Annotated in this window: 26 protein-coding genes; 18 read left to right on the forward strand and 8 right to left on the reverse strand. The window is 74.0% G+C overall.

Annotated features, from left to right (window positions below):
• Window positions 1-84 precede the first annotated feature (84 nt).
• The 3 genes from EQG70_RS04135 to EQG70_RS04145 all read left to right on the forward strand — a co-directional run bounded on the left by EQG70_RS04135 (window position 85) and on the right by EQG70_RS04145 (window position 1,521).
• Entirely contained in the window at window positions 85-585 is a 501-nt protein-coding gene (locus EQG70_RS04135; RefSeq protein WP_017833472.1) for a pyridoxamine 5'-phosphate oxidase family protein, read from the forward strand.
• 76 nt (window positions 586-661) lie between these two features.
• Entirely contained in the window at window positions 662-1,201 is a 540-nt protein-coding gene (locus tag EQG70_RS04140; RefSeq protein ID WP_017833473.1) for a DUF488 domain-containing protein, read from the forward strand.
• Window positions 1,189-1,521 (forward strand): cupin domain-containing protein, encoded by a 333-nt coding sequence (locus EQG70_RS04145; RefSeq protein ID WP_017833474.1) that lies wholly within the window; start codon window positions 1,189-1,191, stop codon window positions 1,519-1,521. The genes EQG70_RS04140 and EQG70_RS04145 overlap by 13 nt, the downstream gene beginning before the upstream one ends.
• Before the next feature lie 33 nt (window positions 1,522-1,554).
• On the opposite strand, the gene EQG70_RS18080 is transcribed toward EQG70_RS04145, so the two are convergent.
• Window positions 1,555-1,722 (reverse strand): hypothetical protein, encoded by a 168-nt coding sequence (locus EQG70_RS18080; RefSeq protein WP_017833475.1) that lies wholly within the window; start codon window positions 1,720-1,722, stop codon window positions 1,555-1,557.
• Window positions 1,723-1,918: 196 nt separating this feature from the next.
• Between EQG70_RS18080 and EQG70_RS04150 the strand changes: the two genes are divergently transcribed.
• Window positions 1,919-2,578 (forward strand): SDR family oxidoreductase, encoded by a 660-nt coding sequence (locus EQG70_RS04150; protein WP_017833476.1) that lies wholly within the window; start codon window positions 1,919-1,921, stop codon window positions 2,576-2,578.
• Between the two features lie 98 nt (window positions 2,579-2,676).
• Here EQG70_RS04150 and EQG70_RS04155 read toward each other — a convergent pair whose 3' ends face one another.
• Complete coding sequence (locus tag EQG70_RS04155) at window positions 2,677-3,141, reverse strand: nuclear transport factor 2 family protein (RefSeq protein ID WP_167508852.1); 465 nt, start codon at window positions 3,139-3,141, stop codon at window positions 2,677-2,679.
• Complete coding sequence (locus tag EQG70_RS04160) at window positions 3,138-3,677, reverse strand: nuclear transport factor 2 family protein (protein WP_167508853.1); 540 nt, start codon at window positions 3,675-3,677, stop codon at window positions 3,138-3,140. The genes EQG70_RS04155 and EQG70_RS04160 overlap by 4 nt, the downstream gene beginning before the upstream one ends.
• 141 nt (window positions 3,678-3,818) lie before the next feature.
• Between EQG70_RS04160 and EQG70_RS04165 the strand changes: the two genes are divergently transcribed.
• The 4 genes from EQG70_RS04165 to EQG70_RS04180 are packed head-to-tail and all read left to right on the forward strand — an operon-like array spanning window position 3,819 to window position 6,022.
• Window positions 3,819-4,301 carry a pyridoxamine 5'-phosphate oxidase family protein gene (locus EQG70_RS04165; RefSeq protein ID WP_017833479.1) on the forward strand — a complete coding sequence of 161 codons (483 nt, stop codon included), beginning with the start codon at window positions 3,819-3,821 and terminating at the stop codon, window positions 4,299-4,301.
• Window positions 4,298-4,636 carry an acylphosphatase gene (locus EQG70_RS04170; protein WP_017833480.1) on the forward strand — a complete coding sequence of 113 codons (339 nt, stop codon included), beginning with the start codon at window positions 4,298-4,300 and terminating at the stop codon, window positions 4,634-4,636. Before EQG70_RS04165 ends, EQG70_RS04170 begins: the two co-directional genes overlap by 4 nt.
• Before the next feature lie 41 nt (window positions 4,637-4,677).
• Window positions 4,678-5,643: a cation diffusion facilitator family transporter gene (locus EQG70_RS04175; RefSeq protein ID WP_017833481.1), complete on the forward strand. Its 966-nt coding sequence runs from the start codon at window positions 4,678-4,680 to the stop codon at window positions 5,641-5,643.
• Window positions 5,633-6,022, forward strand: coding sequence for a YqfO family protein (locus tag EQG70_RS04180; protein ID WP_017833482.1), 390 nt, complete (start codon window positions 5,633-5,635; stop codon window positions 6,020-6,022). The genes EQG70_RS04175 and EQG70_RS04180 overlap by 11 nt, the downstream gene beginning before the upstream one ends.
• Here EQG70_RS04180 and EQG70_RS04185 read toward each other — a convergent pair.
• Together EQG70_RS04185 and EQG70_RS04190 are read right to left on the reverse strand one after the other, a co-directional pair.
• A complete protein-coding gene (locus EQG70_RS04185; protein WP_172604933.1) occupies window positions 5,997-6,452 on the reverse strand; it encodes a DUF779 domain-containing protein in 456 nt (151 codons plus the stop codon). The genes EQG70_RS04180 and EQG70_RS04185 overlap by 26 nt on opposite strands.
• 87 nt (window positions 6,453-6,539) lie before the next feature.
• Window positions 6,540-7,310 (reverse strand): spermidine synthase, encoded by a 771-nt coding sequence (locus tag EQG70_RS04190; RefSeq protein WP_126346947.1) that lies wholly within the window; start codon window positions 7,308-7,310, stop codon window positions 6,540-6,542.
• A gap of 92 nt (window positions 7,311-7,402) precedes the next feature.
• On the opposite strand from EQG70_RS04190, the gene EQG70_RS04195 reads away from it, so the two are divergent.
• A complete protein-coding gene (locus tag EQG70_RS04195) occupies window positions 7,403-8,923 on the forward strand; it encodes an MDR family MFS transporter (RefSeq protein WP_109268483.1) in 1,521 nt (506 codons plus the stop codon).
• Window positions 8,924-8,942: 19 nt separating this feature from the next.
• Here EQG70_RS04195 and EQG70_RS04200 read toward each other — a convergent pair whose 3' ends face one another.
• The gene (locus EQG70_RS04200; protein ID WP_197723068.1) at window positions 8,943-9,557 is read right to left on the reverse strand and encodes a cyclodeaminase/cyclohydrolase family protein; all 615 of its coding nucleotides are present in this window, start codon (window positions 9,555-9,557) and stop codon (window positions 8,943-8,945) included.
• A gap of 231 nt (window positions 9,558-9,788) precedes the next feature.
• Between EQG70_RS04200 and EQG70_RS04205 the strand changes: the two genes are divergently transcribed.
• From EQG70_RS04205 to EQG70_RS04225, 5 genes are all read left to right on the forward strand, one after another.
• Window positions 9,789-10,040 carry a hypothetical protein gene (locus EQG70_RS04205; protein ID WP_017833487.1) on the forward strand — a complete coding sequence of 84 codons (252 nt, stop codon included), beginning with the start codon at window positions 9,789-9,791 and terminating at the stop codon, window positions 10,038-10,040.
• A 153-nt stretch (window positions 10,041-10,193) separates the two neighbouring features.
• Window positions 10,194-12,017: a pyruvate kinase gene (locus EQG70_RS04210; RefSeq protein WP_017833488.1), complete on the forward strand. Its 1,824-nt coding sequence runs from the start codon at window positions 10,194-10,196 to the stop codon at window positions 12,015-12,017.
• A 63-nt stretch (window positions 12,018-12,080) separates the two neighbouring features.
• Window positions 12,081-13,055 (forward strand): acyl-CoA thioesterase, encoded by a 975-nt coding sequence (locus tag EQG70_RS04215; RefSeq protein ID WP_017833489.1) that lies wholly within the window; start codon window positions 12,081-12,083, stop codon window positions 13,053-13,055.
• Between the two features lie 105 nt (window positions 13,056-13,160).
• Entirely contained in the window at window positions 13,161-13,979 is an 819-nt protein-coding gene (locus tag EQG70_RS04220) for a di- and tripeptidase (RefSeq protein WP_109268481.1), read from the forward strand.
• A gap of 169 nt (window positions 13,980-14,148) precedes the next feature.
• Complete coding sequence (locus EQG70_RS04225; RefSeq protein ID WP_109268480.1) at window positions 14,149-15,090, forward strand: glycerophosphodiester phosphodiesterase; 942 nt, start codon at window positions 14,149-14,151, stop codon at window positions 15,088-15,090.
• A gap of 27 nt (window positions 15,091-15,117) precedes the next feature.
• Here the strand turns inward: EQG70_RS04225 and EQG70_RS04230 are convergent, their stop codons facing one another.
• A complete protein-coding gene (locus EQG70_RS04230; RefSeq protein ID WP_138976449.1) occupies window positions 15,118-16,371 on the reverse strand; it encodes an IS110 family RNA-guided transposase in 1,254 nt (417 codons plus the stop codon).
• Between the two features lie 338 nt (window positions 16,372-16,709).
• On the opposite strand from EQG70_RS04230, the gene EQG70_RS04235 reads away from it, so the two are divergent.
• The 3 genes from EQG70_RS04235 (at window position 16,710) to EQG70_RS04245 (ending at window position 23,842) form a co-directional block, all read left to right on the forward strand.
• Entirely contained in the window at window positions 16,710-17,612 is a 903-nt protein-coding gene (locus EQG70_RS04235; protein ID WP_052133004.1) for an FAD:protein FMN transferase, read from the forward strand.
• A gap of 22 nt (window positions 17,613-17,634) precedes the next feature.
• A complete protein-coding gene (locus EQG70_RS04240) occupies window positions 17,635-19,305 on the forward strand; it encodes an FAD-dependent oxidoreductase (RefSeq protein ID WP_109242922.1) in 1,671 nt (556 codons plus the stop codon).
• A 469-nt stretch (window positions 19,306-19,774) separates the two neighbouring features.
• Window positions 19,775-23,842, forward strand: a complete 4,068-nt coding sequence (locus tag EQG70_RS04245; protein ID WP_232035254.1) for a Pls/PosA family non-ribosomal peptide synthetase — start codon at window positions 19,775-19,777, stop codon at window positions 23,840-23,842.
• A 127-nt stretch (window positions 23,843-23,969) separates the two neighbouring features.
• On the opposite strand, the gene EQG70_RS04250 is transcribed toward EQG70_RS04245, so the two are convergent.
• On the reverse strand, window positions 23,970-24,677 hold the full coding sequence (locus EQG70_RS04250) for an AfsR/SARP family transcriptional regulator (RefSeq protein ID WP_035928176.1): 708 nt from the start codon (window positions 24,675-24,677) through the stop codon (window positions 23,970-23,972).
• A gap of 324 nt (window positions 24,678-25,001) precedes the next feature.
• Here EQG70_RS04250 and EQG70_RS04255 point away from each other — a divergent pair, with 324 nt between their 5' ends.
• Complete coding sequence (locus tag EQG70_RS04255; protein WP_017833496.1) at window positions 25,002-25,265, forward strand: hypothetical protein; 264 nt, start codon at window positions 25,002-25,004, stop codon at window positions 25,263-25,265.
• Window positions 25,266-25,318: the final 53 nt, after the last annotated feature.

The following is a 25,318-nucleotide window of genomic DNA, read 5'->3' on the forward strand; positions in this document are numbered from 1 at the left end:
GTTCCCCCGGCGGCGGCGGCACCGTAGGTTGGAGGTGGCGGCCGGGCACCCCCGGGCGGCCGAGGAGCACGGAAGGGGCCGACGGTGGAGTGGTACCGCAAGGACGTGGAGGAGCTCGCCCCCGAGGACTGCTGGGACCGGCTGCGGGCGGACGGCGTCGCCCGGCTGGCCGTCGTGGTGGACGGGGCGCCGGAGATCTTCCCGATCAACTACGTGGTCGACCGCGGGACGATCGTGTTCCGCTCGGGCCTGGGCACGAAGGTGAGCGGCGCGCTCGGGGGCCTGGCGGTGGCCCTCGAGATCGACGGGCACGACCCGGCGACCGCCACGGCGTGGAGCGTGATCGTCAAGGGCGGCGCCGAGAGCGTCCGGCCGGGCCACGCCCTGATGGAGGCCCTGCAGCTGCCCCTGTTCCCGTGGCAGGAGGGGATGAAGGACCAGTTCGTCCGCATCGTCCCGACCGCCGTGACAGGCCGGCGCTTCACCATGGCCGACCACGAGGCGTGGAACTCCCGGGCGGCCGTCGGCCGCCGGACCCCGGGCGGGTCCGCCCGCTGGACCGAGGCCGGCTCCGGCGGGTCGTGACGGCCCGGGCCGGCTCCCGCGGAGCGGGCCGTGTCGGGACGGGGAGGCCTCCGTGCCCGGTCAGTAGGGTGGGGACATGACCGCGCACACCGTCTACACCGTGGGCCACTCCACCCGCTCCGCCGAGGAGTTCGTGGCGCTGCTGCGGGAGTCCGGGGTGCAGCAGCTCGTCGACATCCGCACGGTGCCGCGCTCGCGGAAGAACCCGCAGTTCGACCTCGACGCGCTGCCGGGCACGCTCGCGGAGGCCGGCATCGGGCACAGCTACTGCAAGGGCCTTGGCGGGCTGCGCCCCACCTCGAAGGACTCGGTCAACACCGCCTGGCGCAACGAGTCCTTCCGCGGCTACGCCGACCACATGCTGACCGACGAGTTCCGGGCCGCGCTGGCCGGGCTCGAGCGCCTGGCCGAGGACCGCGTGGTCGCGATCATGTGCGCGGAGGCCGTCTGGTGGCGCTGCCACCGCTCGCTCGTGGCCGAGGCCCTGCTGGTGCGCGGGCACGACGTGCAGCACATCATGGGCCCCGGCAAGCTGACCCCCGCGACGCTGCGGGACTTCGCCGTGGTCGACGGAGACCGGATCACCTACCCAGGAGGAGAACCATGCAGCACCTGAACGAGATCGCCCTGCAGCACCTGAACGAGGCACGCCACGCCCCGCACGGGCGCAGCGCCGAGCAGCTCCTGCACCAGAAGGTGCTGCGCCAGACCCTCCTGGCCCTCAAGGAGGGGGCGGTGCTCGCGGAGCACAACGCCCCCTACGCCGGGAGCCTGCAGGTGCTGCACGGGCGGATCCGGGTCTCCTCGAGCGAGGACCTGGTGCTCGGGGCCGGACACCTGCACGTGATCCCCGCGGAGCGGCACTCCGTGGTGGCCCTGGAGGACTCGGTGTTCATCCTCACCGCCGTGACCGGCATCGAGGACGCCGCCGAGTAGCCCCGCAGCGGCCCGGGGGAGGAGCGGGGGCGCTCAGCGCCGGCCCAGGTGCTTCTCCCGGCGGTAGGCGATGAACACGCCGGACACCGCGATCATCAGCATCATGGCGGCGATGAGCGCGAGCGTCCATGCGCCGTCGATCAGGGCGACGACCAGCAGGACGAGGGCGATCGCGGTCAGCAGGAGCTGGAAGATCAGCACGGGGCAGCCTCCGGTCGGGAACAGGGGTCCCGTCGAGGCTACCCGAGGCGTCCGCGGCGCCGGACGCCGGCGCCGGACGCCGGGGCCGGGCGCATTCCCGGTTTCGCCCTCCGCGTGAGCCGTGTACCTGCGGCCGGGAGGGGGCTAGCGTCGGGGGAGAACACCACGTCCCCTCACCACCCCAAGGAGCACATCCATGTCCCGCACAGCCATCATCGGCGGCCACGGCAAGGTCGCCCTCGTTCTCGCCCAGCTGCTCAAGACCGGCGGCAACGACGTCACGAGCATCTTCCGCAACCCCGACCACACGGACGACGTCGAGAACACCGGCGCGTCCCCCGTGGTGGCCGACGTGGAGCAGCTGTCGGTCGCCCAGCTCGCGGACCTGCTCGAGGGCCAGGACGCCGTCGTGTGGAGCGCCGGCGCCGGCGGCGGCAGCCCCGAGCGCACCTACGCCGTGGACCGGGACGCGGCGATCCGCGCGATGGACGCGGCCGTGATGGCCGGCGCCAAGCGCTTCGTCATGGTCTCCTACTTCGGCGCCGGCCAGGACCACGGCGTCCCCGAGGACGACCCCTTCCACGCCTACGCCCAGGCCAAGGCCGACGCCGACGACCACCTGCGCGCCTCCTCGCTCGACTGGACGATCGTGGGCCCCGGCGCCCTCACCGAGGACGAGGCGACCGGCAGGATCGACGTGTCCGCGGGCGAGCGGGACGGCGAGCACCGGACCTCGCGGGCCAACGTGGCGCTCGTGGTCGCGGCCGTGCTGGACGACCCCTCGACCATCGGGAAGACCATCGAGTTCTCCGACGGCCACACGCTCATCACCGAGGCGCTCGAGGTGCAGCCGTGACCGCCTGAGCGCACCGCACGAGGGGCGGCCGCCGCGCACCGGGACCCCGGGCGGCCGCCCTCGCCGCAGGGCCCCTGACCAGGAACGGCGCAGGGTTCCTAGGCCAGGAAGTCGGCCGTCCCCAGGACGCGTGCGGTCGCGCCGGGCCCGGTCGTGCCGGGTCCGGGCGCGTCCAGGGCGGCGATGCGGCGCTCGGCGATCCGCCAGCCGTCCGGGGTGCGCACGAACAGGTCCAGCTGGTCCCCGCCCAGCGCGGTCCCGTCGGCGCACACCACCAGCCACTTGCTCCAGGCCCGCACCCGGTCCGGGGTGAACCGGCGCAGCACCGTGTCGGTGACCAGGTGGGGGTCCCGGGTCTCGGCCAGGGTCCGCTCGACGATCTCCGCGGGCCCGCGCGCGGTCCCGCCCGGGGAGACGACGACGGCGTCCCCGGTGAACACCCGGTCCAGGTCCGGCCAGGCGCGGGCGTCCACCACCCGGGCGCACCGGCTCAGGACGGTGCCGATCTCGAGCGCGTCGGCGGCGGGCACCCGGTCCCACCCCGCGCCCGGTGCGGGGCTCACCGGCGGGCCCGGTCGGCGGCCGCGAGCACGGCGTCGTCGAACATCGCGTAGGCGTACGGGGCCGGCGCGTAGCCGCCCTCGGCGAGCGCCGCGGAGGCGGAGTCGTTGCGGGGCGCCACGGTGCGCCGCTCGATCCGCCACCCGTCGGCGGTGCGGCGGAACGTGTCGATGTAGTCGCCGCAGGCCACCCTCCGGTCCCACGTCAGCAGCAGCATCCTGGACCAGCACACGGCGGTGTCCTCGTCCACGGCCTCCACGATCGAGTTCAGCGTGTGCGTGGCGGGGAAGCGGGCGAGATCGACGGACTCGACGAAGCGCCGCACGCCCGCCGGGCCGTCGAACTCCCCCTGCGGTGCGCTGAGGCGGACTCCCGGCACGAACACCTCCCCGAACATGTCCCACTGGCGGTTGTCCAGCAGGTGCGAGGAGAAGCTCAGGATCTCGGCGATCTCGATCCGGTCCTGGGCGCTGAGCGCCCCGGTGGTGCTCTCCGTCGTGCTCTCCGCGGTCTGCTCCGAGACCTGTGTGTCGTCCATGGTCCTGCTCTCGTCCTCTCGTCCTTCTCGCGGGCCGGCCGGGCCGTTCCGGCGCGCCGGCGCACGACAAGCGGTTCCGCCCATGATGAATTCCCGGGCCCGGCCGTGCCACGAGGCCCGGTCGTTCCCTAATCTGACCACATGAGCACCCACCAGGATGACATCCAGCACATCGTCGAGTTCGTGAACCGCACCCGCGTCGGCATGCTCAGCACCCGCGAGGCCACCGGCAAGCTCGTCAGCCGCCCGATGACCGTGGTCGACGTGGCCCCGGGGGAGGACCTCAACTTCTTCACCAGCCGGGACACCTCCTCGGTCCGGGACGTGGCGGCCAACGACGCCGTCAACGTCGCGTTCGTGGGGGACCACGAATGGGTCTCGATCTCCGGCGCCGCCGAGGTGGTCGAGGACCGGCAGGTGCTCGAGGGGCTGTGGTCCGACGCGCTGAAGGCGTACTACCCGGACGGGCCCGCCACACCCGGGCTCGTGGTGCTGCGCGTGCGCACGGAGACCGCCGAGCACTGGCGCAGCCCCGGGACGGTCGCCACCGCGCTGCGCTGGGCCAGGGCCCGCGCCACCGGGGAGCAGATCGACCCCGGCCAGTCCACGGTGGTGGACCTGTGAGCCTGCCCCCGATCCACCAGGGAGCCACCGCCGGGCGGGACCCCGAACGGCTGGACCTCGAGGAGGTCCTGCGCCTGACCGCCGTGGTGCACGGCTCCGTGCAGGGCGTCGGGTTCCGCTGGTGGACCGCGCGCCACGCGGAGCGGCTGGGCCTGCACGGCTCGGCGGTGAACAACGCGGACGGCACCGTGGGGGTGATCGCCGAGGGCCCCCGGCACGCCGTGCGGGACCTGCTCAAGGCCCTCAACGGCGGCGGCACCCCCGGCGCCGTGATGAAGGTGGACTCCCACTACGGCCCCGCCACCGGGGAGTTCCGCGGGTTCGTCACCGGCTGAGCCGCGACGCCGCGCCCCCGCCCGCGTTCTACGATGGGGGCATGGCTCACGACCACGCCGGGGACCGCGGACGCGCGGAGCACGACCACGGGCCCGGGCACTCGCACGCCGGCCCCGGGACCGACCGGTGGCGGATCGCCACCGCCCTCGGGATCACCGCGGCGCTGTTCGTCGTCCAGCTGGTCGGCGCCCTGTGGACGGGCTCCCTGGCGCTCCTCATCGACACCGCCCACGTGCTCACGGACGCGGGCGGGCTGCTGCTCGCGCTGATCGCCGCGCAGCTGACCCTGCGCCCGCCCAGCGCCCGGCGCACGTGGGGCTGGCGGCGCGCGGAGATCGTGGCCGCGGCCCTGCAGGCCGGGGTGCTGCTGGCCGTGGGGCTGTTCGTGCTCGTGGAGGGCGTGCGCCGGTTCCTCGAGCCGCACCCGGTGGCCTCGGCCGAGATGCTGGTCTTCGGCGCCCTGGGCCTGGCCGGCAACCTCGTGGCGATGGCCGTGCTCTTCGGGGGCCGGCGCTCGAACCTGAACCTGCGCGCGGCGATGCTCGAGGTGCTCAACGACGCACTGGGCTCGGTCGCCGTGATCGTCGCGGCAGTGGTCATCACCCTCACCGGCTGGGTGCAGGCGGACGCCGTGGTGGCGCTGCTCATCGGGGCGCTCATCGTGCCCCGCACCGTCCGGCTGCTCGTGGAGTCCCTGTCCGTGCTCATGGAGAGCGTGCCCCCCGGGCTCGACATGGACGAGGTCCGCGGGCACATCCTCGAGCTCCCGCACGTGGTGGAGGTCCACGACCTGCACGCGACCCGGATCTCCTCGGACCTGCCCGTGCTCACCGCCCACGTGGTGCTCGAGGAGGAGTACTTCTACTCCGGCGGCTCCGCGGAGGCGCTGGGCCGGATCCAGCAGTGCGTGGCCGAGCACTTCCCCGTGTCCGTCCAGCACTCCACGATCCAGCTGGAGCCCGCCGACCACGACGAACCGGAGGTCTGCGCCCCCCATGAGCACTGAGCCCCCGAGCGGCGAGCAGCACTGCCTGGTCGTCTTCGTCCCCGCCACCCACGCCGAGCAGGTCCTGCAGGCCCTGGGCGAGGCCGGGGCGGGACGGGCCGGGAACTACTCCCACACCGCGTTCGTGAGCCGCGGCACCGGGCGGTTCACGCCGCTGCCGGGGGCGCACCCCGTGATCGGGGAGGTCGGCCGGCCCCAGGAGGTCGACGAGGTCCGCATCGAGACGCTGTATCCGGCCGCCGAGCGCGAGCGCGTGCTGCGGGCGATGGCCGGGGCCCACCCCTACGAGGTCCCGGCCTTCACCACCTTCCCGGTCCACGACCGGGGCCCGTCCTTCGACGAGCAGGGCCGGCTCAGGAGCCGGCCGGATCCTGCATGAGCACCGAGCGGATCAGGAAGCGCTTGCCCTCCGGCGCCTCCACCGAGAACCCGGAGCCGCGGCCCTCCACCACGTCCACCGTGAGGAGGGTGTGCTTCCAGTACTCGAACTGCTCGCGGGACATCCAGAACTCGAGTTCGGCCGTGGCCGGGTCACCGGGCAGCGTGAACACGCCCAGCAGCACGTCCGCCGGGCCGGTGAGGAAGTCCCCGGCCGGGTAGCACATGGGCGCGGAGCCGTCGCAGCACCCGCCGGACTGGTGGAACATCAGCCGCCCGTGGATCCCCCGCAGCGTCCCGAGCAGCTCCACGGCGGCCGGCGTCAGGGCCACCCGGGAGAACGTCTCGCCCTCGACGGCGGGGACGGACTCCAGGACGGCGGTGTCCCCGGCGGTGTCCCCGGCGGCGCTCCCGGCGGTGTTCCCGGGGATGTTCGCGGTGGTGTTCGTGGCGGTGCTCTCTGCGGTGTTCTCGGCGGTGCTCACAGCACGCTCCTCGGCTCGGCGGTGTGAGCCACGCTACAGGCGGTGGAGCAGTTCCTCCAGGCCGAGGCCGTCCAGCACGCCCGCCGGGTGCGGTCCGGCGGCGGCGAAGGCGTCCGCCCACTCCCGGGGCAGGGCCCGGCGCCCGCCCACGAGGACCAGGTTGCCCGGGTAGCGCCCCGTGAGCAGCCGCTCCTCGGCCAGGCACCACACGTCGGCCAGCGCCTCCCGCATCGCCCGCGCCTGCCCGGCGAAGAACGCCAGCCCGGGGTCGTCGCCCACGTTGACGACCAGCACCCCGCCGGGCGCCAGCAGCCCGGCGGCCTCGGCGTAGAAGGACGGCTCCGTGAGGTGGGCGGGGGCGTCCCGGCCCGAGAAGACGTCGAGGACCACGAGGTCCGCGGTCCCGGGGGCGACGACGTCCGGCAGGGCCGCCCGGGCGTCGTCGATCACGACGCGCACGTCCGCCCCCGCGGGCAGGGGCAGCGCCTCGAGCACGAACGCGGGCAGCTCCCGCTCCAGCTCCACGGCCACCTGCGCGGAGCCGGGCCGGGTCGCGGCCACGTACCGGGCGAGCGTCAGGGCCCCGGCGCCCAGGTGGACCGCGGTGACCGGCGCACCCGGCGCCGCCACCACGTCGACGACGCCGCCGATCCGCCGCAGGTACTCGTAGAAGATCTCCCCGGGGCGGGCGAGGTCCACGTGGGACTGCTCGGCCCCGCCGATGGAGAGCACGAACCCGCCCTCGGTGAAGCCGTCCGGGGTGATCTCGGCGTGCACGCCGGCGTCCTTGAGGTATCTGCGCATGAGCCCATTGTCACTTCCCGGACGGGAATGAAGCGGGGGCCGGGACGGCTCTACCGGTGAACCACTGCTGCGTCCCGAAGGATCCCCCGCCCATGGCACCCGACGTCCCCGTGTCCGAGACCCCTCCCGTCCCCGCCCCCGCGCCCGCCACCGGGCTCCCGGACACCGGCCCCCCGGCCGTCGTCGCGGACACCGACCACTCCGCCCGCAACCGCCTGGTCATCGGGCTGCTGCTGGTCTCCACGTTCGTGGTGATCCTCAACGAGACGATCATGGGCGTGGCGCTGCCCCGCCTCATGGCCGATCTCTCGGTCACGGCGGTCGCCGGCCAGTGGCTCACCACCGCCTACATGCTGACCATGGCCGTGGTCATCCCGGTGACGGGGTTCCTGCTCCAGCGCCTGCACACCCGGCCCGTGTTCCTGACCGCCATGACCCTGTTCAGCCTCGGCACCCTCGTCTGCGCGGCCGCGCCCGGGTTCGGGACGCTGCTCGCGGGGCGGGTGGTGCAGGCCGGCGGCACGGCCATCATGATGCCGCTGCTGATGACCACGGTGCTGACCCTGGTGCCGCCGGCCGGGCGCGGGCGGGTCATGGGCAACATCTCGATCGTCATCTCGGTGGCCCCTGCCGTGGGGCCCACCATCTCGGGCGTCATCCTCAGCGTGCTCGAGTGGCGGTGGATGTTCATCCTGGTGCTGCCGATCGCGGTGGGCTCCCTGCTGCTCGGCGCGTGGCGGATGCAGAACGTCACCGAGCCCCGCCCGGCGCCGCTGGACGTGGTCTCGGTGGTGCTCTCGGCCCTGGGCTTCGGCGGCCTCGTCTACGGCCTGAGCACCCTCGGCGAGGGCGGGGACGCCGCGCTCCCGGCGTGGGTGCCGCTCGTGCTGGGCGTGGCAGCGCTGGCCGTGTTCGTGCGCCGCCAGACGCGGCTGCAGCGCGCGGACCGCGCCCTGCTGGACCTGCGGACCTTCCGGTCCCGGGTGTTCACGATGTCCACGGCGGTGCTCACCGTCAGCATGATGGCCCTCTTCGGCACGCTGATCGTCCTGCCCATCTACCTGCAGACCGTGCACGGCCTCGACCCCCTGGGCACGGGCCTGCTGCTGCTGCCCGGCGGGCTCGTCATGGGACTGCTGGCGCCCTTCGTGGGGCGGGTCTACGACCGCTCGGGCCCCACCGTGCTGCTCGTGCCGGGCTCGATCCTGCTGAGCGCGTCCCTGTGGTACCTCGCCTCCACCACGGGGGCCACGCCCGTCCCGATGGTGCTGCTCGCCCACGTGGTGCTCAGCACGGGTCTGGCCCTGATGTTCACCCCGCTGTTCACCGCGGGCCTGGGCGCCCTGCCGACACGGCTGTACTCGCACGGCTCCGCCATGGTGGGCACCCTGCAGCAGGTGGCGGGCGCGGCGGGCACGGCCCTGTTCGTCACCGTGCTGACCCTCTCCGCCGCCGGCGCGGCGGCCGCCGGGGCCTCGGCTCCGGAGGCCACCGAGGCGGGCGTGCGGAGCGCTTTCCTGTGCGGCGGGATCATCTCGCTGCTCGCCGTCGTCGGCTCCTTCGGGGTGCGCCGCCCCGCGGGCACGGAGAGCGCCGCCGGCGCGGAGGACTGAGGCCCCGCGGGCCCGGTCCTCAGCCCCGGACGCGCTCGCGGATCAGCCGCGTGAGCTCCGCGGCGTCCTCGACGGCCCGCTCGCCCTCGGCCAGCCCCGCACGCAGCTCCTCCCGGGTCGCGGCGTCCTTGAGGGCGCGGACGTTGATCTCGAGCGTGACCATGGCCGTGGCCACCGCGGCCCGGGCCGCCTCGGAGGCCGCCGCCACGTCGCTGAGGACGTTGGGGTTGCACCAGCCGGTCAGCTCGCGCGCGAGCCCGACCACCTCGGTGCCCACGCCGATCAGCTCCCGCGGGGGACGCGCGGCGCCGGCCGTGGCCTCCTGGACCGCCCGCGAGCGCTCCGCCTTCTCCTCGGCGGTGTCCTTCGGCAGGGTGTAGGCGGCCGAGAGCGCGCCGAAGGCCTCGGCGTCGGCGTCCGCCAGGCCCAGCGCGCGCGGGATCAGCTCCTCGGCCCGGTCGGCCGCGCGCCGGGCACGGTCCGTGTGCTCGGACGCCGTGGAGTAGCGTGCGGACATCGCGATCAGGGCCGCGCCCAGCGCCGCCTGCAGGGCGCCCGCGGCGCCGCCGCCGGGGGCGGGCTCGTCCGAGGCCATGCGCTCCACGTAGGCCCTGACGTTCTCCGAGCTGATCACAGCGGCTCCTTCCGGTGGCGGGACCTGCCGCCCGCCGCGGGGCGCGCGCAGGCGGTGGCGTCCGCACGAGCCTAGCCCTCCGCCGGTCCCCGTGGTGAGTCTCACAGCCACCGCGGGACGAGTGCACGGCCCGTCCATCGCACGGAAACGTGCCGGCCACATCGGCGGACGATCCTGGAGGTGTCCGAGGGCCCCCTCCCCGGACCCCGACCCCCGAGAGGACGTGCCGCCATGACGACCCTCCGAGCGACGACCGTCGACGCGACCACCGATGACACCTGGGTCCAGGACCCCGCGCGGATCCGCCCCGGCGACCGGATCGAGGTGTGGGAGCAGGACCATCTCCGCCACGTCGGCACGGTGGGCCAGTGCGCGCCCCACCTGCGGCTGCTCTGGATCCTGGAGGCCGGCACCGGCTCCCGCCGGCTGATCCCCGTCCACGGCTACCGCCTGCGCCGCTCCCCGTTCGCCCGCCCCGCCTGAGGCCCCGTCGCCTCGTGTTCAGCCGCTGTTCGCCCGAGGCGGGTACGGTCGGCGCTGACAGCCGGGCGGACGAGGAGGATCATGGGGAGTCAGCAGGTCGACGGCGGTCGCGGCGGGGCAGCTCCCGGCCGGGACCGCGGGAGGGAGCACGGCATGGCGGCGACCGCCCGGCAGGAGTGCGCCGCGCGGCTGCACGACCGGGTCGCGGCGCTCGTCGACGTGGTGCTCCGGGCCCGCCGGGCGGCCGTGCCGCAGCTCGAGCGCGTGAACCCCCGCCACCGCGGGTCCGCGCTCAACCTCGTGGACTACGTGGCCGTGCGCAGCCAGGACGTGCGGGACCTGCAGCGGGACCTCAGCGGCCTGGGCGTGTCCTCCCTGGGGCGGATGGAGGCCGGGGTCATGAGCCACCTCGGCGCCGTCCTGGAGACCCTCCGCGTGCTCGCCGGCCGACCGGAGGAGGACGTCGGGGCGCCCGGCCCCGACGAGCCCGGCGAGCCCGGTGCGGAGGTGCTGCGCCGCAACACCGCGGCCCTGCTCGGCCCGGGCCGGGAGGGGCGCAGCACCCGGATCATGGTCACCTTCCCCTCGGAGGCCGCCGCGGACCCCCGGCTCGTCCAGGACATGGTCCGCGCCGGCATGGACGTGGCCCGGATCAACTGCGCGCACGACGGCCCCGAGCAGTGGGCGGCCATGATCGGGCACGTCCGGGCGGCCGGGCAGGCGCTCGGCCGCGAGGTCCGCGTGGCCATGGACCTCGCGGGGCCCAAGCTGCGCACCGGGCCGATCGAGCCCGGTCCGCAGGTCGAGAAGATCAAGCCCACCCGGGACAGCGGCGGCCGGGTGACCGCCCCGGCCCGCCTCTGGCTGGGCGAGGCGGACCCGGCGGTCGACGACGACGCCCCGGCCGTCCCCGTGGCCGGCGCCGCCTGGACCGCGGCCCGCACCCCGGGGGAGCGGCTGCGGCTCAAGGACGCGCGCGGCTCCGGACGGACCCTGCGGGTGATCGAGGCCACCGGGCCCGGCGTGCTCGTCGAGTGCGCCAAGACCGTGTACTTCGCCACGGGCCTGGCCGTGCGGGCCGAGGACGGCACGGAGGGCGTGCTCGGCGAGCTGCCCGCCGTCGAGCAGTCCCTGCGCGTGCGCGCGGGGGACACCGTGGTGCTGACCCGGGACCTCGCACCCGCCCCGGTCCGGTCCGAGAGCCCCTTCCGGATCGGCTGCTCCCTGCCCGAGGTGTTCACGGACGCCCGGGAGGGGCAGCCGGCCTGGATCGACGACGGGAGGATCCGCTGCCGGATCACCTCCGTGGGGCCCGACGAGATCGTGCTGGAGGTGCTGCAGGCGGGCCCCGACGGCACCAAGCTCAAAGCGGGGAAGGGCATCAACCTGCCCGAGACGGACCTGCGCATCTCCTCGCTCACCGACGAGGACCGCACGCACCTGCCGTTCGTGGCCGAGCACGCCGACATCGTCAACATGTCCTTCGTGCGCTCGCGGGAGGACGTGACCGACCTGCTGCGGGAGCTCGAGCGGATCGGCAACACCGCCCTGGACGTCACCCTCAAGATCGAGACCGTGGGCGGCTTCGAGTCCCTGCCCGCGATGCTGCTGGAGGCCATGCGGTGGCAGGACGTGGGCGTCATGATCGCGCGCGGGGACCTCGCGGTCGAGGCCGGGTTCGAGCGGATGGCCGAGGTGCAGGAGGAGATCCTGTGGCTGTGCGAGGCCGGGCACGTGCCCGTGGTCTGGGCCACCCAGGTCCTGGAGTCCCTCGCCAAGAAGGGCCTGCCCTCCCGGGCCGAGGTCACGGACGCGGCGATGGGCCAGCGCGCCGAGTGCGTGATGCTCAACAAGGGACCGTTCGTGGTGGACGCGATCGAGGCCCTCGACGACATCCTCGTGCGGATGGAGGGGCACACCCGCAAGAAGTCGGACATGCTCCGCCGGCTCAACGCGTGGGCGCCCGTCGTCGAGTGAGCGGGCGAGCGGTCGGGTGGGCCGCGGGGCGGACCACGGGGTGACCCGTGCCACACTGGGGGCATGGCCGCACGCGACACCGCCGTTCTCCGCTTCCTCGCCGCCCCGACCGACGCCGGGCGCACCGGCACCGTGGACGGCGGGCGCGTCCTCGAGTGGATCGACAAGGCCGCCTACGCGTGCGCCGTGGGCTGGTCCCGGGCCTACTGCGTGACGGCGTACGTGGGCAACATCCACTTCGACCGCCCGGTGTGCGTGGGGGACATGGTGGAGGTCTCCGCGAAGATCGTGCACACCGGACGGTCCTCGATGCACATCCGGGTGGAGGTCGCCTCCGCGGACCCCCGCGAGCACGGGGTGACCCTCAAGGACACGTGCCTGATCATCATGGTGGCCGTGGACGGGGACGGCCGCCCCACCCCCGTCCCGCAGTGGGCGCCCGAGACGGAGCACGAGCGCCAGCAGTCGGCCGTCACGCAGCGGCGGATCGAGCTGCGCAACAGCATCGAGGAGCTGATGGCGGAGCAGCGGTACACGGACGAGGGCACCGCCGAGGAGACCGTGCTGCGCTTCCTCGCCGCGCCCACGGACATCAACTGGGGCGGGAAGGTGCACGGGGGCACGGCCATGCGCTGGATCGACGAGGCCGCGTACGTGTGCGGGGCCCGGTGGGCGGGCCGGCCGGTCATCGCCGTCTACGCCGGGGGCGTCCGGTTCTACCGGCCCATGCACATCGGCCACCTCGTGGAGGTCCGGGCGCGGCTCATCCACACCGCGGCCCGCGGCCTGCACATCTCCGTGAACTGCTGGTCGGGGGACCCCGCGACCGGCGAGCTCGCCCTGACCACCAACTGCCTCATGGTCATGGTCGCCCTCGACGACCAGGGCCACGCCCTGCCCGCCCGGCAGTGGCAGCCGGTCAGCCAGGAGGACCGGGACCTGGACGCCTTCGCCCGGGAGCTGGTCCGGCTGCGCGCCGAGTTCCCGGACTCCTTCCAGCAGGTCGACCCGTCCGTCTCCCGGCTGCCCGGGAGCTGACCGCACCCCTCCTCAGCCGTCGGCGAATCCCGGAACCCGATCAGCCTGCTGTGCATATAGTGGGCCGAGACCCACCGTCCCGGCACCCCACAAGGAGAGCACGCCATGGACCTGAATCCCCTGAACAACGCGTTCGACGACGAGGGCAAGCCCAAGCCCGCCATGAACAAGCTCCTCGACACCGTGCTGCGCGTGCAGCGGCCCGTGGTCCTGGGCTTCGTGAAGAAGGAGCGCGCCGACCATCCCGACGAGACGCCCGAGCAGATCGCCAGGCGGCTCGAGAAGATCTACGTCCGGTCCGTGACCATGGGCGGCGGGGCCGTCGGCGCCACCGCGGTGGTCCCCGGCATCGGCACCGTCGCGTCCCTCGGCCTGTCCTCCTTCGCGGTGGTCGGCTACCTCGAGGCCACCGCCCTGTACGCCCAGGCGATCGCCGAGCTGCACGGCGTGCACACGGAGGACCCGGAGAAGACCCGCACCATGGTCATGGCCCTGATGCTCGGCGAGGACGGCCGCCAGGTCATGAACCAGATCCTGGCCAGCGGCACCAAGGGCCGCGGCATGATGTCCTCCTGGGGCCTGATGATGGGCAAGGACGACTCGAAGACCTTCGACGTCAGCAGGATCATCCGCAACATGTTCGTCAAGCGCTTCCTGCTCAAGCAGACCGGCGCCGTGTTCGGCCGCGCCCTGCCGTTCGGCGTGGGCGCGATCGTCGGCGGGGGAGCGAACCTGGCCATGTCCAAGCAGGTCATCGCCGCGACGCACGAGGCGTTCGGGCCGCTGCCCACCACGTTCCCGGCCGAGCTCGGGCCCGAGGAGCGGGCCCCCCGGTTCGACGACGGCACGTCCCGGAAGGGCAGGCGGGGCCGGAAGGCCGACACGGCCGCCGCGGCCCGCGGCGAGATCACCGGGGAGCAGTAGACCCCGCGCCGCGCTCCCGCGCTGCCGCTCGACGACGCCCCGCGCCCGGCGGGGCGTCGTCGTCGTTCACGACAGGTCCGCCGGGGCGTGGCCCCGCGTTCACCGCGTCTGCCTAGCCTGGTGCACGAGCGGGGCCCACCGCGCCCCGACCGACAGCCGAGGGAGCGCCGTGCGGCCGATCGTCTATGCGCACCGGGGGGCCAGCGCGGACCTCCCCGAGCACACCCGGGCCGCCTACGTGCAGGCGCTGCTGGACGGCGCCGACGGGGTGGAGTGCGACGTCCACCTCAGCCGCGACGGCCACCTCGTCCTGCACCACGACGCCCAGCTGGGCCGCACGAGCGACGGCCGGGGCCCCGTCTCCGCCCGCACGCTCGCCGAGCTGCGCCGCCTCGACTGGACCTCCTGGAAGGGCGTGCGCATCCCGCCGGGCCACGGGGCGCCGGGCCGTCAGCTGCTCACCCTGCCCGAGCTGCTGGACCTGCTGCGGGGAGCGGGCCGGCCCGTGGGCCTGGCCGTGGAGACGAAGCACCCCAGCCCGTTCGGCCACCGGCTCGAGGAGGAGGTCCTCGGTCTGCTGATGCGGGAGGGCTGGGATCCCGAGACCGGGCGGCTGGACGACGTCACGGTCTCGCTGATGAGCTTCCACCCCGACGCCGTCCGGCACTTCCTGGAGACGGTGCCCGCCCGGCACGTGTGCCAGCTGGTCGGGACGACCACCCGCCGCACGGTCGGGGACAGCCTGCGCGTCGGCCGCACGGCCGCGGCGGTGCTCCACGCCGGGATGCGGTTCGTGGTGCCGCCGGCGCTGCCCGTGATCTCGGCGGGCCTCGTGGACCTGGTGGGCCCGGGGCTGGACCTCGTCCGGGCCCGCCCCGACCTCGTGCGGCAGTGGCGGGCGGAGGGGCGCGTGCTGCGGGTCTGGACGGTCGACACCGCACGGGACGTGGACCTGTGCCGCGCGCTCGGCGTCCAGCAGCTCACCACGAACCGCCCGGCCGACGTGCTGCGCTGGGTGCGGGCGCCCTCCGGGGCCCCGCTCGGCGTCCCGGCCGGCGTCCCGGCGGCCGTCACGGGCCGGTCCCGGTGCGCGAGCACGGCGGTCGGGTAACGGGGGGGGGTGCCTCTATCGTTTTCGTCAAGCGGCCAGGGCCACCGGTGACGGGTCTCGTGGCTCGGTGGGGTCTTGGTAGAGGGTGCCGTCGCGCAGCATCGCGAAGAGCACGTCGGTCCGTCGGCGGGCCAGGGCGATGACGGCCTGGTTGTGGCGTTTGCCCTGGGCCCGTTTCCGGTCGTAGTACGCCCGTGAGGGCGGGTGGTTGAGCGAGGCGAAGGCCGAGAGGAACAGCGCCCGCTTCAATCTCTTGTTGCCGCCCTTGGCGGCGTGCTCGCCGCGGATCGAGGTCCCCGACCTTCGGGTGACGGGGGCGATCCCGGCGTAGGAAGCCAGGTGCCCGGCATCTCGGAAGTCCTTGCCGACGACCTCGGTGAGGATCCTCGCGGCGGTCCTGACCCCTACCCCGGGCATCGAGGTCAGGACCGCGGAAAGAGGGTGGGCCTCCACGAGGGCCTCGACCTGGGTAGCCACCGTGGCGCGCTGGTGGATCAAGGCGGCCAGCTGCCCGGCCAGGATCGGGACGACGGTGGCGGCGGCCTCGGTGCCGGCGACGACCACGCTCTGCTGCCCCAGGGCGTCGAAGATCTCCTCCGTGAGGGCCTCGGCCAGCCGGGGTGCGTGCTTCTTCAGTCGGGCCCGCACATGGCCCCGCCCGGCCGCGGCCAGCTTGGCCGGGGTCGGGTAGCGGGTGAGCAGGTCGGCCACCGCCGGATGCGTCACCCGCGGCCCGAGGACCCGTTCCAGGGCGGGGTGGATCTGGGTGAGCATCCCGCGCAACCGATTGGAGGTGGCGGTGATCTGGGCGGCCAGGTCGTCGTCGAAGCCGGCCAGCACCGCGAGTTCGGCGATCTGGGCCTCGTCGACCCGGATGTCGCGCAGGGTATGGGGCATGGTCCGGGCGGCCTCAGCGATGATCAGGGCATCCCGCGCATCGGTCTTGGCCGTGCCTGGGTGCAGGTCCGCGATCCGGCGCATCGCCAGTCCGGGCAGATAGGCCACTTCAACCTGGTCGGTGGCTTCGGCGACGGCCACCGGCAGCGCCCCGATGGTGGCCGGCTGGTCTACGACCATCAGCACCGGCCCGTGCTCGGCGGCCAGCTCCTCGAGGATGGCCCGCAGCCGGGTCTCGTCGTTGGGCAGGGCCTTGTCGTAGACCGTCTTCCCGGTGCTCGTCACGGCCACGGCGTGGTGGTCGGACTTGCCGACGTCGAGGCCGACGAACACCGCCGGCAGTGGTTGCTCCGCCACGATCGAATCCCTCTCCTGCACTGGCATCTGCGCGTGCTGGCCGGCCGGGAGGTGGTCACGCTCGGCATCCACGTTACGAAGGCCCTGAACCAGCGGGCCCTGCCTCTATTAGCGATCCGTGACCACCGGACCGGTCCTCGGTGACTACACCCCCCGGATCATGGATGACTGGGGGCAAACGATCATGCCGAGGACCGGCCGGTCAGCACTCCTCCATCCTGCTGGACGGACGAGATAGGAAGAAGGTAACGGGGGGGTCACGTCACCGCCGGCCGGGTCCGGCGCGCGTATGCTCGACAGCAGCTGTCCGTGTCCCCCCGCACGCCGTCGTCGCCCGCCTCTCCCCCCACCACCAGGAGACGGTCATGCCCACCCCGATCCCGCCCCGCGCCCCGGACGCCGGCGCCGTGCGCGCTCCCGCCCCGGACCTCCAGGCCGAGGCCGTCCGGCTCGCCGAGCACGTGCGCCGCGAGACCGCCCGCGCCGTCGCGCCCGAGCGCATCGACTCGGAGTTGTCCCTGCTGAACCGGTTCGCCGAGCACGAGGACGTCGACGTCGTCCTCGGGCCCGTGCTCGCCGGGATCGTCGCGGCCGCTCTGCTCTCCGCCCGCCTCACGAGCGGGCTCACCGATCCCACCACCGGCGGGGCGGCCTGGCGGGCCCTGGACGGGCTCGAGCCGCACCCGGCGCCCGGGATCGGACGCCTCGACCTGGACGTGGCCACCCGGCGGCTGCGCATGGGCCGCGGCACGGTCCTGGACCTTGCGCCGGTCGCGGACGCGTGGGCGGCGGACCGCATCGTCCGGGCCTTCACGGAGACGCACCCCGGCGTTGCGCTGGTTGCCGAGGTCGGCGCGGCGTGCGCCGTGGGCGGGCCGACCGCCGCGGCCGCCGCCCTCGTGGGCGCCGCCCCGGCGGCACGGAGCGCCGACCCCCGGACCGGTGTGGAGCCCGGGGTACGGGCGGCCCTCGTCGAGCGCGGCCGGCGGGGCCTCGCGGTGGTGGAGAGCCCTGGGAGCGTCCTGGTCGACCCGGTGACCGGCGCCGTCGCGGCGAGCCCGTGGGACCGGGTCGTGGTCGCCGCGCAGAGCGCGGTGGAGGCCCAGGCCTACGCCCGCGCGGCGCACGTGCTGGGACGGGACGCGCCCGGCTGGGTCGCGGCGTGCGCGGCCGACGGTGAGTTCACCGGTTCCCGGCCCGGCAGCACCCTCCGGCGCCGCCTCAGGACACCGGGCTGGCCGGAGCGGGCGGGCCGCGCGGCGGCCTGAGCGGCGCCGGTAGCATGACCGCATGAGAATCGTCATCGTGGGCGGCGTCGCCGGCGGAATGTCCGCGGCCACCCGTCTGCGCCGCCTGCTGGAGGACGCCGAGATCACGGTGTACGAGCGCAGCGGCCACGTGTCCTTCGCCAACTGCGGCCTGCCCTACCACGTGGGCGGCGTCATCGAGGAGCGCTCCGCGCTGCTGCTGCAGACCCCGCAGTCCCTGGGCGCCCGGTTCGGCCTCGACGTCCGGGTGGGGCACGAGGTCGTCGGCGTCGACCGGGACCGGCACGTGCTGCGCGTCCGGGACCTCGCCTCCGGCCGGGAGGAGGAGCGGGGCTACGACGTCCTCGTCCTCTCCCCGGGGGCCGTCCCCGTCCGCCCGCCCGTGCCCGGCATCGAGCGCGCCCTGGTCCTGCGCGACATCGAGGACACCGACGCGGTCGTGGCCGCGGTCGAGGGCGCCCGCTCCGCCGTGGTCGTCGGCGGCGGCTACGTCGGCCTCGAGGTCGCCGAGCAGCTCGTCCACCGCGGCCTGCAGGTCTCCCTCGTCGAGGCCGCCCCCCAGGTCATGGCCCCGCTCGACCCCGAGATGGTCGAGCCCGTGCACACCCTGATGCGCGAGCGCGGGCTCGACCTGCGGCTGGGGACCACGGTCACCGAGGTGGGGGAGCGCACCGTGACGCTCGACGACGGCACCGAGCTGCCGGCCGACGTGGTCCTCGCCGCGGTCGGCGTCCGCCCCGACAGCACGCTGGCCCGGGCCGCGGGGCTGGAGGTCGGGGCGCGCGGCGGCATCGTCGTCGACGAGCACCTCCGCACCTCCGACCCGGACGTCTACGCCGTGGGGGACGCCGTGGAGAAGCGCGACGCCCTCGACGGGTCCGCCACGCTCGTCGCGCTGGCCAACACGGCCAATCTCCAGGGCCGGCTCGTCGCCGACGTGATCGCCGGCATGGACGTCTCCGACCGGCCGGTGCTGGGCACCTCCGTGGTCGGCGTCTTCGGCCTCACGGCCGCGGCCACGGGCTGGAACGAGAAGCGGCTGCGCGCCGCGGGCCGGTCCTACCGGGCGATCCACACGCACCCCGCGAACCACGCCGGCTACTACCCCGGGGCGGAGGGGATGACCCTCAAGCTGCTCGTGGACCCGGAGGACGACGCGATCCTCGGCGCCCAGGGCGTGGGCGGGGCGGGCGTGGACAAGCGCATCGACGTCCTCGCCACGGCCATCACCGGCGGCATCGCGGCCGCCGACCTCGCCGAGCTCGAGCTGGCCTACTCCCCGCTCTACGGCTCCGCCAAGGACCCCGTGAACATGCTCGGCTACATCGACCGCAACCACCGGGACGGGCTCGTCGAGACCGTCCAGTGGCACGAGCTCGACGACCGCCTCGCCTCCGGCGCCACCCTGCTGGACGTCCGCACCCCGGGTGAGCACACGGCGATGCCGATCCCCGGCGGGATCAACATCGAGCTGGACCGGCTGCGGGACCGCCTCGACGAGCTGCCGGAGGGCGAGCTCGTGGTGCACTGCCAGGCCGGCCTGCGCGGCTACCTCGCGGCCCGGGTCCTGGCGCAGCACGGACGGGACGTCGTCAACCTCGACGGCGGCTACCTCACCTGGGCGGCCCGGCCCGACGGCGCCGCGGCGACGCCCTCCGGCGACGACGAGGACCGGGGCTCCCCGGCCGGCTGAGCGGCACCCGGGGCGCGGCGCAGCACGAGGCCCCCGCACGGGAACAGGGACGAGACGGTCCTGTTCCCGTGCGGGGGCCTCGTGCGTGCCAGGACGGCCCGACGCTGGTTCACGAAAGGTAACAGGGGGAATTCTCCTGTCCCCGGAGCTGTGGCCGGGACGGGCGACCGGCCACCCACCTCCCGGCCCGCGGCGCGCGCCGGGGGAGCGTCCCCGACCGTCGACCCCCGGCCCGGGAACCGCACGATTGCAGTCGAAAACGTCTCGCAGAGCGAGATGCGGGCTGTGATCTTTACCACTGGAAACCGATCGCGCGGTCGGCATCGCCCCTGGCAGCTCCACCGACGAACGCATCGATAACGGAGGAATAACGCCGCCGTGACGGATCCGTGAGGAGGCCATAACACCCCGCTCCGTAGAACGGACGTGCCGGTAACACCGGTGTTACGTGCATCGAAAGGAGTTGGACATGACCTCAGTGCCACATCGCTCTCACCGCCGCGAGGAGGCTGCGGCGGCAGAGCGAGTGCTGTGGGACGAGGCCGCCGCGAAGGGAGGCCCCGCCGGAGCAGCTCCGTGGACGGAGCCCTCGACCCGGGGCGTCCGGAGCACGGAGACCAAGCCCACCCGGCTGCACCACTTCTTCGAGCGCAGCTGCGACCTGACCCCCGACGCCCAGGCGCTGCACGCCGACGGCCGGGCCTACACCTACGCGGAGCTCGACGAGCTCGCCAACCGCCTGGCCCACCTGATCACCGGCTACGGCCTGAGCGCGGGCGACCGCGTCGGGATCCTGCTCCAGCGCTCCACGATGCTCTACGCGTCCCTCCTGGCGATCCTCAAGACGGGCGCCACCTTCGTCCCGATCGACCCGAACCTGCCCGCGGACCGCGTGCAGTTCATCGCCGAGGACTCCGACCTGTCCCTCATGCTGACCTCCGCCGAGTTCGTGGCCCTGGTCGAGGACGCGCCCGCCGACGTCGTCGACGTCGGCCGGATCGGCGAGCGGCTCGGGGAGGCGCCCGCGCACCGCCCGGTCGTCCGCCACGAGGGCGACCCCACGTGCTACATCATCTACACCTCGGGCTCGACCGGCCGCCCCAAGGGCGTCGAGGTCGCGCACTCGAGCATCTGCAACTTCATCGAGATCGTGCCCGAGGTCTACGACGTCCGCTCCGAGGACCGCGTCTACCAGGGCATGACCATCGCGTTCGACTTCTCCATCGAGGAGATCTGGCCGACCTGGGCCGTGGGCGCCTCCCTGGTGGCCGGCCCCACCGACGACGCCCGCCTGGGACAGGGGCTCGCCGAGTTCCTGCAGCGCATGGAGATCTCCGTGCTCTACTGCGTGCCGACCGTCCTGGCCACCCTCGAGCACGACCTGCCCCGCATCCGCAGCATCCTGGTGGGCGGCGAGGCCTGCCCCGCCGACCTCGTGGAGCGGTGGTCCACCCCCGAGCGCCGGATGCTCAACACCTACGGCCCCACCGAGGGCACCGTGACCGCCACGTGGGGCGAGCTCGCCCCCGGGCGGCCCGTGACCATCGGCAAGCCCCTGCCCACCTACGAGGTGCGGATCCTCGACGAGGAGATGAACGAGGTCGCCGACGGCGAGCCGGGCGAGATCTGCATCGCCGGCCCCGGCGTGGCCCGCGGCTACGTCAACCTGCCGCACGTCACCGAGGAGCGCTTCCGCCCCCACCCGGACGGGCCCCGGGCCGGACGGATCTACCGCACCGGCGACCTGGGCCGGTTCATGCCCGACGGCGAGATCGAGTACCTCGGCCGCGCCGACAGCGAGGTGAAGATCCGCGGTCACCGCGCGGACCTGCAGGAGATCGAGAACGTGCTGCGCCGGGAGGACGCGGTGGCGGACGCCGCCGTGAAGCTCACCTCCGGCGGCGACGACGTCGCGGCGTTCCTCACCCTGCGCGCCCCGGTGCGCGACGAGCGCGCCCTCTTCGAGCTGCTCCACGACTCCGTGGTCGCGGCGCTGCCGCCGTACATGGTGCCGTCCTTCTACGAGATCCTGCCCGCGATGCCGATGATGGTCAGCGGCAAGGTGGACCGGAAGAACCTGCCGGACCCCAGCACGCCCCGCTTCGTCACCACGATGGGGCTGGTCCCGCCGGCGACGGACGCCGAGTGGGGGATCACGGAGGTGTGGTCCAAGGTCTTCCGCATCCCCGAGGACCAGCTCTCCGTGGAGGCGGACTTCTTCATGGAGCTCGGCGGGCACTCGCTGCTCGCCGCGACCGCCACGTCCGAGCTGCGCCGCGCGCACCCGGACCAGGACATCTCCATCGCGGACATCTACACCTACCCGACCGTCCGGGACCTGGCGCGCCACCTGGACGCCGCCCCGGCGTACGTCCCCGCCGCGGCCGCCCCGGACGACCGCCCCGCGCCGCTGTACCACACCAGCGGCCGCGTGGCGCTGTGCGGCCTCGCGCAGGTGACGACGATGGTCCTGGCGGCCATGCTCGTCGGCTCCCCGCTCGCCGCGGTCCTGTACTCCTACGGCGGTCAGTTCAGCTACGCCCTGATGTGGGACATGCTCCTGGTGGGCGTCCTGGTCTCGGTGCTCGCCCGCGTCCTCCTGCCGTTCCTCGGCTCCCGCGTGCTGGGACGCTTCGTCAGACCGGGGCACCACGCCCTCTGGGGCCGGCAGTACTACCTGCTCTGGTGCATCGACGGGCTGACCCGGCTCTCGCCGCTCAACCTCCTGACCGGCACCCCGATGGCCGCCGTCTACCTGCGCCTGCTGGGCGCCAGGATCGGTCCGGACGCCCACGTGGGCACCGCCGCCATCGGCCTGCCCTCGCTCGTCACCGTCGGCGCCCGCGCCAGCATCGGCTACAACTCCTCCGTGCAGACCGCCCAGGTCGAGGAGGGGTGGGTGACCATCGCGCCGGTGCACATCGGCGACGACGCGTTCGTGGGGGCCAACGCCCTCCTGCAGCCGGGCACCCGGATCGAGGACGGTGCCCGCCTGGCCGAGCAGTCCCTGGCCTCCCGCAACCAGACGATCCCCGCCGGCGAGCACTGGCTGGGCTCCCCGGCCCGGCCCGGTGACGGGGACGACGAGCTGCTCGAGCGGATGGAGCGGCGCCCGCTGCCCAGCGGCCGCTGGCCCGCCCCGCTGGCGGCCGGCCTGCTCCTGGGCTGGCTGGTCCTCGAGCTGATGCCCTTCGTCCTGGTGCTCCCGTCCTTCCTGATGATCTGGGCCGCGGCCCTGGAGTTCGGCCTCCCCGTGGGGCTCGCCCTCACCCCGGCGGTCGGTGTCGTCTACGTGCTCACGGTCTGCGCCGTGGTCGCGGGCGGCCGGAAGATCGTCCTGCGCCGCACGCCCACCGGCATCCACCCCGTGCGCAGCGGGCTCGGCGTGCGCAAGTGGATGGCGGACCAGCTGCTCTCCACCAGCCTGGAGAGCACCAACGCCCTGTACGCCACGATGTACACGGTCCCCTGGCTGCGCGCCCTGGGCGCCAAGGTCGGCCCTCGCTCCGAGGTCTCCACGGTCGGCCACATCGACCCGGACCTCCTCACCCTCGGCGAGGGAAGCTTCGTCGCGGACATGGCCAGCGTGGGCAGCGCCGTCTACCACCACGGTCACCTGTACATGGAGCGCACCGTGGTGGGCGACCGCTCGTTCGTGGGCAACGCCGCGTTCGTGCCCTCGGGCACCCGGATGGGCGAGGGCTCCCTGGTGGGCGTCGCCTCGGTGCCCCCGGCCGACGTGCCGGACGGCACGTCCTGGCTGGGCTCGCCCGCCATGTTCCTGCCCCGCCGGCAGGACAGCGGCAACTACGACGAGAGCCTCACCTTCCGGCCCTCGCGCGGCAAGGTGGCGGCCCGCCTCGTCATCGAGGCGCTGCGCATCACGGTCCCGCCGGCGCTGATCGGGCTGATCGGCTACCTGGGCCTGCTCGCCTCGGTCGCCCTGGTGCCCGAGCTGACGCTGCTCGGCTTCGTGGCCGTGCTGCCCCTCGTCGCGCTGGCCACCGGCCTGACCGTGGTCCTCGCCGTCGTCGTCCTGAAGTGGGCGATCGTGGGCCGGTACCGCCAGCGCGTCGAGCCGCTGTGGGACAACTTCGTCCGGCGCAGCGAGTTCGTCACCGGCGTGTACGAGTCCGCGGCGGTCCCCGCCCTCATCGGCGGTCTCGTGGGCACGCCCCTGATCGGCCCGGTCCTGCGCCTGTTCGGCGCGCAGATCGGCCGGCGGACGTACATCGGCACCACCTACCTGACCGAGTTCGACCTCGTCCACATCGGCGACGACGCCGCCGTCTCGACGGACGTGTCGCTGCAGACGCACCTCTTCGAGGACCGCGTGATGAAGATGTCCCACGTGGAGATCCTGCCCGGGGCCTCCGTCGGTGCGCGCTCGATCGTGCTCTACGACACGACGGTCGGCGCGGGTGCCTCGGTGGACGCCCTGTCGCTGGTGATGAAGGGCGAGCAGCTGCTGCCCCACACCGCCTGGCGCGGCATCCCGGTGCGGTCGGCCACGGCCGCCCTGACCTCGGGACGATGACCCGGCCATGACCGCCCAGTGGACGTCCCCGCGACCCGGCAGCGGGTCGCGGGGACGCCGTTGCCCCGCCGCCGGGCACGCACCGGCCGGGACGGCTCAGGGCGGGACGGCTCCGTGCGGGAGCGCGTCAGGCGCTGCGCATGTGGCCCATCAGCTGGGTGATCTGGGGGGAGGGCGGCGCTCCGAGCTCGTCGGCCATCGTGCTGCAGAAGCTGCGGAACGTCTGCAGGGCCGGGGCGTTGTTGCCGAGACCCAGGTCCGCCTCGATCGACACGCGGACCGCGCTCTCCCGCAGCGGGTCCAGGGCCCGGACGTTGTCGGCGAGCACGTGGGCCCGGTAGAAGTCGCGGTGCTCCAGGGAGAGCCGGGCGAGGTGCTCCACGGCGTTGACGTACAGGGTCCGCAGCCGGTCCTGCTCGGCCATCACCCAGCCGTCGTACCAGCCGGGCAGAAGCTGGGCGCCGTCGGGGGACAGGAACCAGGGGTCCTCCGTCACGGGCGCCGTGGCGGTGGCCGCCCGGTCCAGGGACGCGCGCAGCTCGTGCAGGTCCACGGTGACCGTTTCGGCCAGGGCGATGTTGTTGCCGCGGGCCCCGACGGCTCCGGGCACCTGGCGCGAGATGTTGAAGACGGTGGTGCGCAGGCTGCCCATCGCGCGCTCCGCGGTCCGGTCGGGCCACAGCAGCTCGCCGAGGAACCGGCGCGGCTTGGGACCGAGGACGGCGAGCGCGGCCAGCAGGCGCTGCTGCCGGTGGCCCAGGGCCAGCACGGTGCCGTCGAGCTCGACCTCGACGTTGCCGAGAAGCCGCAGCCTGATCGAGTGTTCCCCATCCATTGTCATGATCCCCCACTGTCATGATCACTGTCCCCGGTGCGCCCGGAGCCTGCCTTCCCCCGAAGGCCGTGGTCCGAGCACCGTCCTCTCCGGTCCCGCGGACCAGGATCCAGGTCCGCCGCGAGAGAGGGTTCAGGCACCGATGATCCCGGGCAACGCCCCGTGAGTCAAAAGCGAACGCCCGGAGTGCGTCAAAAGCAAACGAAAACCCAGGCGGCCGGCACACGACCCCGGTGGAGGGTGGTGCGCAGGACCGCACCGTGGTATACGACTGATCCCCGGACCGGCGGTGCCGGCCGGGGCACGAGCTCAGGAGTTCTACCGATGACCGACCAGCGACCCGTCACGGGCGTCCGCACGGACCCCCTCGGGAACATCGTCGCCCTGTGCAATCCCGCGGAGGTGTGGTCCCCGCGGTCGACCACCCGGATCATCCGGGACATCGAGAGCGAGGTCCACCTCTACTACGTCCCGGGGTCGTCGGGGCAGCTGCGGGTCCGCGTGGTGTCCGCCGGGTGCGAGAAGCGGCTGTGGGCCGCCCCGGAGGACACCGTGTGCAACAACCTGCACGACCTCCCGTCCGTCTGATCCGCACGGACTGGTCCGCACGGACTGGTCCGCACGGGCCGATCCGCGCGGCA

It is taken from the genome of Kocuria rosea (assembly GCF_006094695.1).
In the GTDB taxonomy this organism is placed as follows: domain Bacteria; phylum Actinomycetota; class Actinomycetes; order Actinomycetales; family Micrococcaceae; genus Kocuria; species Kocuria rosea.

Bases quoted from the DNA above. Each gene is read 5' to 3' on its own strand.
- EQG70_RS04140 (WP_017833473.1), top strand. From the start codon at position 662: ATGACCGCGCACACCGTCTACACCGTGGGCCACTCCACCCGCTCCGCC.
- EQG70_RS04145 (WP_017833474.1), top strand. From the start codon at position 1,189: ATGCAGCACCTGAACGAGATCGCCCTGCAGCACCTGAACGAGGCACGC.
- EQG70_RS04150 (WP_017833476.1), top strand. From the start codon at position 1,919: ATGTCCCGCACAGCCATCATCGGCGGCCACGGCAAGGTCGCCCTCGTT.
- EQG70_RS04160 (WP_167508853.1), bottom strand. From the start codon at position 3,677: ATGGACGACACACAGGTCTCGGAGCAGACCGCGGAGAGCACGACGGAG.
- EQG70_RS04165 (WP_017833479.1), top strand. From the start codon at position 3,819: ATGAGCACCCACCAGGATGACATCCAGCACATCGTCGAGTTCGTGAAC.
- EQG70_RS04175 (WP_017833481.1), top strand. From the start codon at position 4,678: ATGGCTCACGACCACGCCGGGGACCGCGGACGCGCGGAGCACGACCAC.
- EQG70_RS04180 (WP_017833482.1), top strand. From the start codon at position 5,633: ATGAGCACTGAGCCCCCGAGCGGCGAGCAGCACTGCCTGGTCGTCTTC.
- EQG70_RS04190 (WP_126346947.1), bottom strand. From the start codon at position 7,310: ATGCGCAGATACCTCAAGGACGCCGGCGTGCACGCCGAGATCACCCCG.
- EQG70_RS04195 (WP_109268483.1), top strand. From the start codon at position 7,403: ATGGCACCCGACGTCCCCGTGTCCGAGACCCCTCCCGTCCCCGCCCCC.
- EQG70_RS04205 (WP_017833487.1), top strand. From the start codon at position 9,789: ATGACGACCCTCCGAGCGACGACCGTCGACGCGACCACCGATGACACC.
- EQG70_RS04210 (WP_017833488.1), top strand. From the start codon at position 10,194: ATGGCGGCGACCGCCCGGCAGGAGTGCGCCGCGCGGCTGCACGACCGG.
- EQG70_RS04215 (WP_017833489.1), top strand. From the start codon at position 12,081: ATGGCCGCACGCGACACCGCCGTTCTCCGCTTCCTCGCCGCCCCGACC.
- EQG70_RS04220 (WP_109268481.1), top strand. From the start codon at position 13,161: ATGGACCTGAATCCCCTGAACAACGCGTTCGACGACGAGGGCAAGCCC.
- EQG70_RS04230 (WP_138976449.1), bottom strand. From the start codon at position 16,371: ATGCCAGTGCAGGAGAGGGATTCGATCGTGGCGGAGCAACCACTGCCG.
- EQG70_RS04235 (WP_052133004.1), top strand. From the start codon at position 16,710: ATGCCCACCCCGATCCCGCCCCGCGCCCCGGACGCCGGCGCCGTGCGC.
- EQG70_RS04240 (WP_109242922.1), top strand. From the start codon at position 17,635: ATGAGAATCGTCATCGTGGGCGGCGTCGCCGGCGGAATGTCCGCGGCC.
- EQG70_RS04245 (WP_232035254.1), top strand. From the start codon at position 19,775: ATGACCTCAGTGCCACATCGCTCTCACCGCCGCGAGGAGGCTGCGGCG.
- EQG70_RS04250 (WP_035928176.1), bottom strand. From the start codon at position 24,677: ATGGATGGGGAACACTCGATCAGGCTGCGGCTTCTCGGCAACGTCGAG.
- EQG70_RS04255 (WP_017833496.1), top strand. From the start codon at position 25,002: ATGACCGACCAGCGACCCGTCACGGGCGTCCGCACGGACCCCCTCGGG.